Consider the following 13,131-nt stretch of genomic DNA (forward strand, 5'->3'; position numbering starts at 1 on the left):
CCGGCTAGCGCTCCAGGATCGCCTCCTCGAAGTCGAGCTGCGCCATCACGTCGCGCATCACCTCGTCGTCGAGGCGGCGCTCGTCGCGCAGCCGTACGAAGATCTGGCGCTCGGCCTGGAGCATGTCACGGCGCAGGCGGCGGTAGAGGGAGCTGGGGGTCTCCGCACCGCCCTGCCCCGTGCCGCCGCCCAGGCGCTCCCAGGCGCTCAGCGAGCGGCGCCAGGACTTCTCCCTGAGCTGGTCGATGACCTGCTTCTGGATCTCGTCGGGCTCGCCCTGCTCTGCGACGAGCCGTTCGAGCTCCGCCAGCCCGGCCTCCAGCGCGGCCTGCTGGGCCGCCGCCTCGGCCAGGCGGTCTTCGTACTGCTCCTGATCGCTCGACACGCGCAGCCGCCTGATCAGCGCCGGGAACGTGGTGCCCTGGATGAGCAGCGTGCCGATCACGGTCGTGAACGTCAGGAACAGCAGCATCGCGCGGTCCCGCGCGGGGATGTCCGGCGGGATGGCGAAGGCCGCCGCCAGCGACACCACGCCGCGCATGCCCGCCCAGCCGAGGATCACCGCCTGCGGCACGGTGGGCGCGCTGCCCCTGCTCACCAGCTTGGTCAGGTACGTCACCGTGAACACCCACACGAACCTGCTGACGATCGTCACCGCCAGCACGGCGGCGGCGTAGCCCGCGACCGCCCACGGGTCGTAGCCGGAGATGCCCTGGATGACGGTCGTGAGCTGGAGCCCGATCAGGGCGAACACGATCGTCTCCAGGAGGAAGTCGGTGACCTTCCACACCGCGCCCGACACCAGCCGGGTGCCGAACCCCTGCAGGTGCATGCGGTTGCCCAGATAGAGGCCGACGATCACGACCGCGATCACGCCCGAGGCATGCACGCTCTCCGCCGCGAGGTAGGCGGCGAACGGGATCAGCAGCATCAGCGTGTTCTCGACCAGGGAGTCGCGCGTGTGCCGGAACAGCCAGGCCAGCGCGAACGCCAGCGCCAGCCCGATCGCCACGCCGCCCGCCGCGGCGAGCGCGAAGTCACCGAGGCCGTGCCACATGTCCAGAGTGCCGCCCAGCGCGGCCCCGACGGCGACCCGGTAGAGCGTCAGCGCCGTGGCGTCGTTGAACAGGCTCTCGCCGACCAGGATCGTCAGCGCCCTGCGCGGCAGGCCCAGCCGGCGGCCGACCGCGACGGCGGCCACGGCGTCGGGAGGCGCGATGATCGCGCCCAGCGCGAACGCCAGCGCGAGCGGGAGCTGCGGCAGCAGCAGGTGGACCACCAGTCCGACGGCGGCGGTGGTGAACAGCACGAGCCCGACCGACAGCAGCGCCACGGGCCGTTTGACGTCACGAAGGCGCAGGTAGGAGCTGTCGAACGCGGCGGAGTAGAGCAGCGGCGGCAGGAAGACGTACAGCACCAGCTCCGGCTGCAGCGGCACCGCCGGCACCAGCGGCGACACCAGCAGGCCGGCGGCCACCAGCAGGAGAGGGGCGGGCCAGCCCTTGCGCCGGGCGACGGCCGCCACGCCGATCGCGCCGCCCGCGACCAGCAACAGTTGCAGGCCCATGGTCGGGTTCACGGGAGGAGCGTACCCGGCCCCCGGACCCGGCGTGTCACCACTCCCTGCGGTCGCTCCGCTCGTGGTAGTCCGGCTGCTCGCCGGGCCGCAGGCGTTCGCCCGTGGAGAACATGGGGTCCACGACGTACGGGCGCGACAGCGCGTCGGGCTGCTGGTGCTCCTGCCTGCCCATGGACAACAGCGGGTCCACCGGGTTCGGCGCGGGACTCTGCTGGTAGGCGGCGTAGTCGTCGCGCAGGGGCTGGGGGGCGGCGTAGTCGTCGTGGACGGGCTGCGGGGCCGGACGGCGCCGGCCCGCGCCCGGGATGCCGTGCATGGGCGTGCCCAGACCCGCGGCGGCCGGAGCCTGCTGCTGGTGCGGCGGCGGCGGCTGCTGCTGGTAGGCGTCGGAGCGGCGGGCGTAGGGGTCGGACGGGTAGGGGTCGTTCTGATACGGGTCGGGCCGGTGCTGGGGCGGCTGGTGCGGGGCGGCCGCCTGGGAGGGGAAGCCGAGCGGGTCGGTGCTCAGCGGCGCCGGGCGGCGCTGGTCGCCGGGCATCTGGTAGACGGGCTCGTTGTCGAGGTACTGGGGGCCCGCGAAGGGGTCGGCCTGGGCGGGCGGGCCGGCGTACTGGGGCGGCTCGGGGGTGTACTGCGGGCCGCTGAGGGGATCGCCGGTGTACTGCGGGCCGCTGAAGGGATCACCGGTGTACTGGGGACCGCTGAAGGGATCACCGGTGTACTGGGGACCGCTGAGCGGGTCGCCGGTGTAGCGCTGCTGCGGGGCGGTCGTCTCGACGTACTGGGGGCCGGTGAAGGGGGCCCGCTCGCCGTAGGCGTCCCTGGGAGCCTCGCCGTACGCCGGGGGCATGCTGTCCCTGGGGGCCGTGGTCTCACCGTAGGAGGCCACCAGCTTGTCCTGGTGGGCAGGAGGGGCTCCCCTGGCCACGAGGACGTCGTTGGGCGACAGGGCCGCCGTCGGCCGTTCCTCGGGCTGGTGCTGCGGCGGCTGCTGGACGGGCTGCGTCGGCCGCTGGTACTGGCCGGTGCCGGGGATGACCTCGGTGCCCGGGTCGTGCGCGGGCACGGCGGGCTGCTCGCCCGTGGCCTCGGCGAAACCCTCATCGAGGGTGTCGAGCAGGCGCCCGACGTCCTCCATAGGCATGCGGAAGCTCGCGGTGCACATCTCGCCGCGCCAGAGGCTGAGGACCAGCGTGCCCTCATGCCACGTGACGCGGAGACACCGCTCCTGACCTCGCGCATCGAAGAACACTTCGCCGAACGACGGCAACGGGACAACTTCCGACATGGCAGACATACTGCTTTAACCAGCCTTTTCCCGTCCACTCAACCCCGGAAAACCCTCTTGAACCGGCCTTCCCATCTACACCGGGAACCCCTTTGGTCACTCCGTGTGAAGACCTTCTTCGACCTGTCGGAGTCCCGACCGCCCAGTGTGCCACGGGTGCCGCCGCGAGGATCCGGGAACGCCGGGATGCATCCGGCCGATCACACCGCGTTCGGCACGGCGACCCTGGAATGCGGGTAGCGTTTACTGCCGTGCCGGACTCCCATCTCCCGTCTGCGGACGAACTTCTCAAGGTCGCGGTAAACGCTCTCGGAGGGAGCGAACGGCAGGGCCAGATGACCATGGTCCAGGCCGTGCAGCAGGCCATCGACGGCGAAGAGCACCTGGCGGTCCAGGCTGGCACGGGCACCGGGAAGTCGCTGGCGTACCTGGTGCCGTCGATCCGTCACGCGATGGACAGCGACTCGCCCGTCGTGGTCTCCACGGCCACGATCGCGCTGCAGCGCCAGCTCGTCGACCGCGACCTGCCCCGGCTGGCCGAGACGCTGGGCAAGGAGCTGCCGCACGAGCCGACGTTCGCGATCCTGAAGGGCCGCCGCAACTACCTGTGCCGCTACAAGGCGACGGCGGGCTGGCCCGAGGAGGACGAGCAGGACCAGCTCTTCGACCCCCGCGAGGTGAGCGCGACCGGCCGCATGGTGCAGCGCATCCAGGAGTGGGCCGACGAGACCGAGACCGGCGACCGCGACGAGCTCGTCCCCGGGGTGAGCGAGCAGGCGTGGCGGCAGTTCTCCGTGAGCGCGCAGGAGTGCCTCGGGGCCAGCCGCTGCCCGAGCGGGGCCGAGTGCTTCGCCGAGATGGCCAGGGCGCGGGCCGGCGAGGTGGACGTCGTGGTGACCAACCACGCGCTGCTGGCCATCGACGCCATGGGCGACCTGCCGGTGCTGCCCGAGCACGAGGTCGTGGTCGTGGACGAGGCCCACGAGCTGGTCGACCGGGTGACGTCGGTGGTGACCGGCGAGCTGTCGGAGATGACCGTGGCGCTGGCGGTGCGCCGGGTGGGCAGGCTGATCGAGCAGGGGATCGCCGACCAGCTCATGGAGGCGGGCGAGGACCTCAAGGCGCTGCTGGCCGCCGCGCCGCCCGGACGCATCGACGAGCTGCCGCAGGTGCTCGGCCTGACGCTGGCGCTGGTACGCGACTCGGCCGCGCGGTGCGTCACGGCCATGGGGCCGCGCGGCGCCGACAAGGACGACCCCGACAAGGCGGGGCAGCGCAAGGCCGCGTTCTCGGCGCTGGACGAGGTGCACGACACGGCGGTGCGCATGCTGGAGGCGTACGGCCACGCCTCGGAGTCCGACCGCGCCGAGGTGGTCTGGCTCGACGCGGGCACCGACCGGCGCCCGCCCGCCCTGCGGGTCGCGCCGCTGACGGTGAGCGGCATGCTGCGCGACAAGCTGTTCGGCGAACGCACGGTGATCCTCACCTCCGCCACGCTGGCCCTGGGCGGCACGTTCGACGCGCTGGCCGCGCAGTGGGGGCTCGGCGACGGCAAGGGCTGGCAGGGCATCGACGTCGGCTCGCCGTTCGACCACCCCCGCGCCGGCATCCTGTACGTCGCCAAGCACCTCCCCCAGCCCGGCCGCGACGGGCTGCCACAGCAGTACCTCGACGAGATCGCCGAGCTGATCGAGGCGGCCGGGGGGCGCACGCTGGGCCTCTTCTCCTCGATGCGCGCGGCCAAGGCGGCCACGGAGGCGCTGCGCGAGCGGCTGGACGTGCCGCTGCTGTGCCAGGGGGACGACTCGACGATGCTGCTGGTCAAGCAGTTCGCCGAGGACGAGCCCACGTGCCTGTTCGGCACGCTGTCGCTGTGGCAGGGCGTGGACGTGCCGGGGCCCTCGCTGCGGCTGGTGATCATCGACCGGGTGCCGTTCCCGCGCCCGGACGACCCGCTGACGTCGGCCCGGCAGCGCCACGTGGCGGCCAGGGGCGGCAACGGCTTCATGGCGGTCGCGGCCAACCACGCCGCCCTCCTCCTCGCCCAGGGCGCCGGCCGCCTCCTGCGCGCCCAGGACGACAAGGGCGTCATCGCCGTCCTGGACCCCCGGCTCGTCACGGCCCGCTACAGCGGCTTCCTCCTGGGCTCCCTGCCCCCGTTCTGGCGCACCACCGACCCGGCCATCCCCCGAGCCGCCCTGAAACGCCTCACCTCCGACTCCCCCACCCCCTGAACGCACGCGCCCCCAGAACCGCACCCTCGACTCGGCACGGGCACTCGGACACCGATGGCGCGGTGGGCCAGCACCGCCACCCCACCCGGCACGAGCACGAGCCACTGGGCACCGCCCCCGAGCCACCCGGGCGCCGGTGCGGCGAGAAGCCGTGCGGCGGGGCTCGGCGCAACGTGGGCGGCGGGAAAGGGGGAAGCACGGAGCCGGTCCGGCTTTTCAGCACCCAGCCGGGAGACGCTCACCTCCATCATCACCGTCAGCGGCCGTTTCCTGGAGGGCTGTGCTCATGGTCGCGCTCGCACCGGGCTCCGCTGGTCACGCAAGCTGCCGCTCTCCGCCCCAGGCTCGCCGCTCCGCCAGCCGAAGACCGGCGGGTGGCCTGCCCGTGCTGAGCCGTAAAAGAAGCTAAAAAGCGGTGAGATCTGGACGCTTGGGAGAAAGCCCATCGCCGGAGGAGACGCCGCGGAGGCGGCGGGACATCCAGGGGACGAGGTGCTCGCGGATCCATTGGGCGTCCTCGCGCCGCCGCGCCCGGGGGTCGACGGTACGTGACGGCCAGTCCTTGCGCCAGTCCTCGAACGGCACCCCCAGCACGTCCAGCACCCGCGCCGCCACCAGCCGGTGCCCGTCCTCGTTCATGTGCAGCCGGTCCGCGCTCCACGCCCGCCAGTCGCGCAGCCCCTGCATCGACCACTGATCCACCAGCCGGCACCCGTAGAGGTCGGCGATGGAGCGCACGTGCAGGTAGAAGACGGCGAAGCGGCCGCGCAGCCGCCGCATCAGCGGCGTGTCGCGCGGGTCCACCCCCGTGAACAGCAGCACGTCCGAGCCCGCGGCCCGCAGGTCGCGCACGGCGCGGGCGAGCTTCTTGGCCATCACGTCGGGGTCGCTGCCCGGTCTGAGCAGGTCGTTGCCCCCGGCGCAGAGGCTGACCAGGTCGGGGGCCATCTCGACGGCCACCGGCACCTGCTCGGCGACGATCTGGTCGAGCAGCTTCCCGCGCACGGCCAGGTTGGCGTAGCGGAAGCCGGGTTCGTCGGCGGCGAGCCGTTCGGCGACCCGGTCGGCCCAGCCACGGTAGTGACCGTTGTGACCCGGGTCGTTCAGTCCTTCTGTGAAGCTGTCGCCGAGGGCGACGAAGGACTTGTAGTGCCTCATGAGGTGGTGTTCATCTCCGCGATAGCGTGCAGCGCAAGGACGTACGACTGTAGTCCGAAGCCCGCGATGGTGCCCGTCGCCACCCCGGCGACGACGGAGTTGTGGCGAAACTCTTCCCTGGCGGCCGGGTTGGAGATGTGCACTTCAACGAGCGGTGCCGTGCGCATGGCGATCGCGTCGCGCAGGGCGTAGGAGTAGTGGGTGAAGGCGGCCGGGTTGAGCACGACCGGGATGCGGCCGTCGGCGGCCTCGTGGATCCAGCCGATCAGCTCGGCCTCGTCGTTGGTCTGGCGTACCTCGACGTGCTTGCCGAGCTTCCTGCCGGTCTCGCGGCAGAGCGTGGCGAGGTCCTCGAACGTCTCGGCGCCGTAGATGTCGGGCTCGCGGGTGCCGAGCCTGCCCAGGTTGGGCCCGTTGAGGACGAGGATCATGCGGAGATCTCCTTGTAGGCGGCTTCGAGCAGCTCTTGCGAGGGGCCTTCGAGCCGGCCCGGCTCGGCCAGGCCGTCGAGCACGACGAACCGCTGCTTGGCGCCGCGGTTCTTCTTGTCCAGCCGCATGTGGTCGCGCAGGGACTTCCAGGCGTCGGCGCGGTAGGAGGTGGGCAGGCCGACGCTCGTGAGGATGGATCTGGTGCGTTCGACCAGGTCGGCGCGGCCGGCGAGCCTCGACAGCTCGGCGGCGTAGACCATGCCGATGGCGACGGCCTCGCCGTGGCGGATGGCGTAGTGCTCCTCGCGTTCGATGGCGTGGGCGAGGGTGTGGCCGTAGTTGAGGATCTCGCGCAGGCCCGCCTCGCGCAGGTCGGCGCCCACGACGTCGGCCTTGACCTGGATCTTGCGCTCGATCAGCTCGCGGGTGTGGGGGCCGTCGGGCCTCGTGGCGGCCTCCGGGTCGGCTTCGACGAGCCTGAGGATCTCCGGATCGGCGATGAACCCGCCCTTGATGACCTCGGCCAGGCCGGCCACGTAGTCGCGCTTCGGCATGCTCGCCAGCGTGGACAGCTCGCACAGCACCCCGGCGGGCGGCAGGAACGTGCCCACGAGGTTCTTGCCCTCGGGCGTGTCGATGCCGTTCTTGCCGCCGACGGCCGCGTCGACCATGGCGAGCAGCGTCGTGGGCACGAGCACCACCTGTACGCCGCGCAGCCACGTGCCCGCCACGAACCCCGCCAGGTCGGTCGTCGCACCCCCGCCCACGCCCACCACGGCGTCGGAGCGGGTCACGCCGTTGCGGCCGAGCGCCGACCAGAGCCCGGCGGCCACCTCGACGCTCTTGGCCTGCTCGCCGTCGGGCACGGGCAGCTCGACCACCTCGTAGCCGGCCTCGCGCAGCGCCTCGCCGACCGGGCCGGAGATCTCCGGCAGGGTCTCCGGGTGGATGACGGCGACCGTGCGCACGCCGGGCTTGAGCAGCGTGGTCAGCTCGGCCAGCACCCCGGTGCCGACCACCACGTCGTACGGGCTGTCACCGCGTACGTGGATCCTCGTCGCACTCATGCGGGAAGCCCCTTGATGATCTCGTCGGCGAGCTCTTCCGGCTCCCGCTTGTCCGTGACCACGGTCACCACCGCGAGCCGCTCGTAGACCGGCCGCCGCTCCTCCATCAGCTTCTTCAGCTGGCTGCGCGGGTTGAGCACGAGCAGCGGCCGGGCGGAGGCGAGCCCCACCCGCTGGACCGCGTCCGACAGCCCCACCTGCAGGTAGACGACGTGGTGGCCCTCCAGCAGGGCCTGCGTCGCCTCGTTGAGCACGGCGCCGCCGCCGAGCGACAGGATCCCGTCGTGCTCGGCCAGGGCGCGGCGCACGGCCTCGTGCTCCAGCTCGCGGAAGCGGGCCTCGCCGTCCTCGACGAAGACGTCGGAGACGGGCTTGCCGGCGACGGCCTCCACGTCGGCGTCGGTGTCGCGGAACCCGACACCGAGCCGCTCGGCCAGCAACCGCCCTACCGTGGTCTTACCGGACCCGGGGGGACCGATCAATACAGCCCTGCTCATTTGATCACCATCGACGACAGGTAGCCGGACAGGTTGCGGGCGACCTCCTCGACGGAGTCGCCACCGAACTTCTCGAGAGCCGCGTCGGCCAGCACCAGCGCGACCATGGCCTCGGCCACGATGCCGGCGGCCGGCACGGCGCACACGTCGGAGCGCTCGTGGTGGGCCTTGGCCGCCTCGCCGGTCTTGACGTCGATCGTGGCCAGCGCCCTGGGGACGGTGGAGATCGGCTTCATGGCGGCGCTGACGCGCAGGATCTCGCCGTTCGTCATGCCGCCCTCGACGCCGCCCGCGCGGTTGGTGATGCGGCGCACGCCGTCTTCGGCGGTGTATTCGATCTCGTCGTGGGCCCGGGAGCCGGGCCTGCGCGCGGTCTCGAAGCCGTCGCCGACCGCCACGCCCTTGATCGCCTGGATGCCCATGAGCGCGCCCGCGAGCCTGGAGTCGAGCCTGCGGTCCCAGTGGGTGTAGCTGCCCAGGCCGGGCGGCAGGCCGTAGGCGAGGACCTCGACGACGCCGCCGAGCGTGTCGCCGTCCTTGTGGGCCTGGTCGATCACGGCGATCATGGCGGCGCTGCCCTCGGCGTCGGAGCAGCGCACCGGGTCCTCGTCGATCCTGGCCAGGTCGCCGGGGCCGGGCAGGGTGTCGGCCGGGCTCTTCGCGCCGCCGATCTCGGTGACATGGCTGACGATGTCGACGCCCAGCGCCTGCTTGAGGAAGCGCCTGGCGACCTCGCCGAGCGCGACGCGGGCGGCCGTCTCGCGGGCGCTGGCCCGGTCGAGCACCTGCCTGGCGTCGTCGAACCCGTACTTCTGCATGCCCGCCAGGTCGGCGTGGCCGGGACGCGGCCGGGACCGGGGCGCGTTGCGCGCGAGGCCCTCCAGCTCGGCCGGGTCGACCGGGTCGGCCGCCATGATCTTCTCCCACTTGGGCCACTCGGTGTTTCCGATCCGGATCGCGATCGGGCTGCCCATCGTGCGGCCGTGGCGGACGCCGCCCACGATCGTCACCTGGTCCTGCTCGAACTTCATCCGGGCACCCCGGCCATAACCGAGCCTGCGACGGCGCAGGGCCTCGTCGATGGCGGCCGTGGTCACCTCCACCCCGGCCGGCAGGCCTTCGAGGATGGCGACGAGTTCGGGGCCGTGGGACTCTCCGGCGGTCAACCAGCGCAACATGCGTACAAGTCTTCCATGTGCTGCCTAGTGAGATGTCCCGCGTTCACCAGCCGAGACAGAGTGTCATGAACGCGCCCAACAGCATGAACGGCCCGAACGGGAACTGGCTGTGCCTCGTCCCCCGCCCGGACAGCAGGAGCGCCAGGCCGTAGAGGGCGCCGAGCAGCTGCCCGCAGAAGGCCGCGACGATCCACGCCTGCCAGCTCAGCGCCGCGGCGGCCATCCCGATGAGGCCGGCCAGCTTGACGTCCCCCAGGCCCATCGCCTCCGGCCTGATGAACCAGAGCAGCCCGTACACGGCCGTCAGCGCCACCGCGCCGGCCAGCGCCCTGGGCAGCTCTCCCGTCGGCGCCAGAGCCAGGGCCATGATCGGGTACGCCGGGAGCGTGATCGCGTCGGGCAGCAGGCTGGTACGCCAGTCGACGACCGCCAGCGCGGTGCCGATGAGGGCGAAAGGTACGTACGGCAGCCCGAACCGCCAGGCGACCAGCGCCGCCACGGCGGCGGTCACCAGCTCCACGGCCGGCCCGGGTCGCTGGATCACCGCGCCCTGGTCGTAGTGGGCCGGGCCCTCGTCGTAGGAGTCGGCCAGCCCGCGGATGTGGCGTCCGCAGATCAGCCCGGCGAGCGCCATGAGTGCGACCACGAGCCGACCTTAATGCGCCGCCCCCGGGCACATGGGGCCGTTCGCTCCACCTGGTATCCCGCCGATCCTCCGGAGGACCGAGCTACCTCGCCCGGCCTCGGTGGCCGGCTGCGCGAGGCTGAACGTCATCGGCCCTTTCTGGAGAACCACCGGCGGCGCCGGACGGGCTCCACCTTGGCGACGGTCACACCGTCGAGCCGATCGACGGTCCCCGACTCCACGGCCGCCAGCGCCTCCAGCACCGCTCCCTCGATCACGAACTGCACCGGCCCCGCCACGTCCACCACGACCGCCGCCGCCTTCTCCTGCACCGCCGCCTGGCACACCTGCAACGCCGTGGCCTGGATCGGCCGGGCGTCGGGCCGCCATCGGGCCAGCGCCTCGCTGCCGGTGAACGCGAGCACCGCCTGCCTGCCGTCCGCCCCGACGAGCTTGGGCAGCGCCATCTCGCTCTCCTTCTCCTGCCGCAGCCCATGCGCGCCGACCTCGCTCTCGGTCAGCAGCGCCACGACGGGCACCAGCAGCCTGGCCCCGCTGAGGGCGTTCAGCACGTCGGCGGCGTCGGCGGTGCCCTCCTGGTAGGAGGCCAGGGCGGCGGCCACGGCGGGCGCGGCGCCGCCGTCGTCGTGGGGATCGAGAGGTCGCGGGATGCTCGGCACAGCCCCCGAGACTACCCGCGCCCAGCCCTGCCCCAGCAGCCTGGCCCGCAGGGCACCGGCGGCGACCCAGATCGCCGAGCCCGGACCGTTCAGCCAGCCGAGCCCGGACCGTTCAGCCAGCCGGGCGCGGGCTGTCTGCGCGACCGGTACGCTCGCGCGACGGTGGTACGCGCCTGTTCCGCGCCGTCCGCGGTGATCCGGTAGTAGCGGCGTCGCGGACGCCCCTCCGCGACGTGCGTCTCTGGATCCTCCCACCGGCTCTCCACCCAGCCGACCTGCTCCAGTCTGGCCAGGATCGGGTAGACCGTGCCGCTCGGCAGTCCCGCCAGCTCGCACACCTCCAGGCCGTAACGATCGTGCCCGGGATCGCGGAGCAGGGCCCGGAGGACAGCCTGGGTCGGCATGGTCATCCGCAGACTACTCTTCATATCTCGTACTCTACATAGCTCCCTGGGATCCCAGGTCGGAGATGGCCGCCACCGGGCCACCGCCCGAGGGGCCCTGGTGGACGGCCGCCACCGAGACGAACACCGCCGGGTCGCCCGTGACCGAGGCCGCCACCCCGCCCACCGTCGCCTTGATCTGCCGGTGCCAGTGCACGTCCGAGTCGTCCAGCATGATGTTGCGCCGTCCGCGCACCCGTCCCGACGGGTCGGCCTCGCACTTCATGAAGACGTTCACCAGCCGCCCCCCGAGGTCCGACGGGTGCGGGCGCTCCGGTAGCGGCAGTCCGGAGTCCCTGATGGCCTCCCAGATGCCGTCGGCGTCCAGGGCGTCCTTCATGACGCTGTGGCCGATGCGGTAGCGGCCGCCGATCCCCCGTACGTTCCCGACCAGCACGATCTGCGCCCGATCCAGCTCCACGCCCGACGAGCACGAGGCCACGGACGAGTACAGCGACAGGTCCTTGTGGATCTGGTCGGCGCTCGGCATCTCGATCTCGCCGAGGGCCACGGCGATGCCGAGGGCGGTGGTCGAGTTGGACAGGTCCATGGAGGGGCCGGTCTCCTCGATGGCGGTCTCCTGGCCGCGGCTCTTGGCGTCGGTGATGGTGGCCAGGGTGAGCAGCGGCGTCTTGGTCTGTACGTAGTGGACGTCGCGCGGATCGTCGATACCCGCGATCTTCATGGCCTCGCGTACGCCTGCCGCGACCTTCTCCACCATCGCGGGCCGGCCGATGTCCTCGGGCAGGATCACCTCGCTCATCGCCACGCCCACCGACAGCCGCGGCTCGTCGGACGGGGGCGCGTCGGCCGTGGTGGCGAAGATGGTGGCGTGCGGGCTGAGCACGCCGTCGGTGCCGCCCGACCACACCAGCGGCACGCTCTCCGGCGAGGGATGCCCGTGCTCCGCCAGCACCTCGCGGAAGGCGCGGTCGGCGAGGATGCGCGTGTAGTCGTTCACGCCGCCGTTGCCCTCGGTCTTGCCGACGACGGCGAGCACGCGGCGCGCCTCGATCACCCCGTCGGCGATGAGCCGGGCGAGACCGGAGGCGTCGGTGACGCTCTCGATCGGCACCTTGCGTACTTCAATCGGGTCCGGCATATGACGCCCCTTCTCCGTTACCGGTCCTCCCCGCCCTCGCGACGCTATCCGAGCCGGTCAGCGGGGTTCATGGTCAATGTCTGCCCATGAAGCCCGCCGACGATGTCAAGGTGCGCTCAGTGCCGTGGGCCGGGGAGCCCGCCGGACGCCGGGCGATATGGTCGCCGGTGTGATTCGCGAAGCACACGTCAACGGGATCAAGCTCGTATACCGGGAGGAAGGCGACCCCACCGCTCCCCCGCTCCTGCTGATCCACGGCCGGACCGCCAACCACAACGACTGGAACGGCATCACCCAGCACTTCGCGGCGCGCTACCACGTGATCGCCCTCGACCTGCGCGGGCACGGGGCCAGCGACTATCAGGCCCCGTACGAGCTGCCCGGGATGGCCGAGGACGTGGTCGCGCTGCTCGGCCACCTGGGCATCGGGCGCGCCACGCTGATCGGGCACTCGCTCGGCGGCGTGATGGCCTACCACGCGGCCATGAACCATCCGGACCGAATCGAGCGGCTGGTGCTCGAGGACGCGCCACCGCCGCTTCCCTTCGAGAACCGCCCGCCGCTCGTCGAGGACGATTCGACCGGGTTCGACTGGCGCATGATGCACGACACCGAACGACAGCTGGTCGACCCCGATCCCGCCTGGCTGGAAGACCTCGGCAAGATCACGGCGCCGACGCTGGTGCTGAGCGGCGGGGAGCGGAGCCCCGTCAACGCCGCGGAGGTGGCGGCGCGGATCCCGGGGGCCCGGCTGGTCACGATCGACGTCGGGCATCTGATCCACGCCACGGCCCGCAGCCGGTTCCTGCAGGCGGTGGACGCCTTCCTGGACGCCTGACGGGAACGCGC

At 72.1% G+C, this 13,131-nt stretch carries 13 protein-coding genes; 2 read left to right on the forward strand and 11 right to left on the reverse strand.

Features of this window, described 5'->3' with window-relative positions; all coding sequences use genetic code 11:
- Positions 1-4: 4 nt before the first annotated feature.
- Positions 5-1,579, reverse strand: coding sequence for a Na+/H+ antiporter (locus ACFKCF_RS41630; protein WP_394500860.1), 1,575 nt, complete (start codon positions 1,577-1,579; stop codon positions 5-7).
- Between the two features lie 34 nt (positions 1,580-1,613).
- The gene (locus ACFKCF_RS41635; RefSeq protein ID WP_394500861.1) at positions 1,614-2,867 is read right to left on the reverse strand and encodes a hypothetical protein; all 1,254 of its coding nucleotides are present in this window, start codon (positions 2,865-2,867) and stop codon (positions 1,614-1,616) included.
- 230 nt (positions 2,868-3,097) lie between these two features.
- Between ACFKCF_RS41635 and ACFKCF_RS41640 the strand changes: the two genes are divergently transcribed.
- Positions 3,098-5,101: an ATP-dependent DNA helicase gene (locus ACFKCF_RS41640; protein WP_394500862.1), complete on the forward strand. Its 2,004-nt coding sequence runs from the start codon at positions 3,098-3,100 to the stop codon at positions 5,099-5,101.
- A gap of 405 nt (positions 5,102-5,506) precedes the next feature.
- Here ACFKCF_RS41640 and ACFKCF_RS41645 read toward each other — a convergent pair whose 3' ends face one another.
- The 9 genes from ACFKCF_RS41645 to ACFKCF_RS41685 all read right to left on the reverse strand — a co-directional run bounded on the left by ACFKCF_RS41645 (position 5,507) and on the right by ACFKCF_RS41685 (position 12,282).
- Positions 5,507-6,259 carry an SGNH/GDSL hydrolase family protein gene (locus ACFKCF_RS41645; protein WP_394500864.1) on the reverse strand — a complete coding sequence of 251 codons (753 nt, stop codon included), beginning with the start codon at positions 6,257-6,259 and terminating at the stop codon, positions 5,507-5,509.
- The gene (aroQ, locus tag ACFKCF_RS41650) at positions 6,256-6,690 is read right to left on the reverse strand and encodes a type II 3-dehydroquinate dehydratase (protein WP_394500865.1); all 435 of its coding nucleotides are present in this window, start codon (positions 6,688-6,690) and stop codon (positions 6,256-6,258) included. The genes ACFKCF_RS41645 and aroQ overlap by 4 nt, the downstream gene beginning before the upstream one ends.
- The gene (gene aroB, locus ACFKCF_RS41655) at positions 6,687-7,757 is read right to left on the reverse strand and encodes a 3-dehydroquinate synthase (RefSeq protein WP_394500866.1); all 1,071 of its coding nucleotides are present in this window, start codon (positions 7,755-7,757) and stop codon (positions 6,687-6,689) included. The genes aroQ and aroB overlap by 4 nt, the downstream gene beginning before the upstream one ends.
- The gene (locus ACFKCF_RS41660) at positions 7,754-8,254 is read right to left on the reverse strand and encodes a shikimate kinase (RefSeq protein WP_394500867.1); all 501 of its coding nucleotides are present in this window, start codon (positions 8,252-8,254) and stop codon (positions 7,754-7,756) included. Before ACFKCF_RS41660 ends, aroB begins: the two co-directional genes overlap by 4 nt.
- Positions 8,251-9,432 carry a chorismate synthase gene (gene aroC, locus ACFKCF_RS41665; protein WP_394500868.1) on the reverse strand — a complete coding sequence of 394 codons (1,182 nt, stop codon included), beginning with the start codon at positions 9,430-9,432 and terminating at the stop codon, positions 8,251-8,253. The genes ACFKCF_RS41660 and aroC overlap by 4 nt, the downstream gene beginning before the upstream one ends.
- Before the next feature lie 43 nt (positions 9,433-9,475).
- Positions 9,476-10,078, reverse strand: a complete 603-nt coding sequence (locus ACFKCF_RS41670; protein WP_394500869.1) for a prepilin peptidase — start codon at positions 10,076-10,078, stop codon at positions 9,476-9,478.
- 125 nt (positions 10,079-10,203) lie between these two features.
- Positions 10,204-10,737, reverse strand: a complete 534-nt coding sequence (locus ACFKCF_RS41675) for an SseB family protein (RefSeq protein ID WP_394500870.1) — start codon at positions 10,735-10,737, stop codon at positions 10,204-10,206.
- A gap of 89 nt (positions 10,738-10,826) precedes the next feature.
- Positions 10,827-11,165 (reverse strand): PadR family transcriptional regulator, encoded by a 339-nt coding sequence (locus tag ACFKCF_RS41680; RefSeq protein WP_394500871.1) that lies wholly within the window; start codon positions 11,163-11,165, stop codon positions 10,827-10,829.
- Between the two features lie 10 nt (positions 11,166-11,175).
- A complete protein-coding gene (locus tag ACFKCF_RS41685) occupies positions 11,176-12,282 on the reverse strand; it encodes a ring-opening amidohydrolase (protein WP_394500872.1) in 1,107 nt (368 codons plus the stop codon).
- A 169-nt stretch (positions 12,283-12,451) separates the two neighbouring features.
- Here ACFKCF_RS41685 and ACFKCF_RS41690 point away from each other — a divergent pair, with 169 nt between their 5' ends.
- A complete protein-coding gene (locus tag ACFKCF_RS41690; RefSeq protein WP_394500873.1) occupies positions 12,452-13,120 on the forward strand; it encodes an alpha/beta fold hydrolase in 669 nt (222 codons plus the stop codon).
- The last annotated feature ends 11 nt before the right edge of the window (positions 13,121-13,131 follow it).

Source organism: Nonomuraea sp. JJY05, assembly GCF_043496855.1.
In the GTDB taxonomy this organism is placed as follows: Bacteria; Actinomycetota; Actinomycetes; order Streptosporangiales; family Streptosporangiaceae; genus Nonomuraea.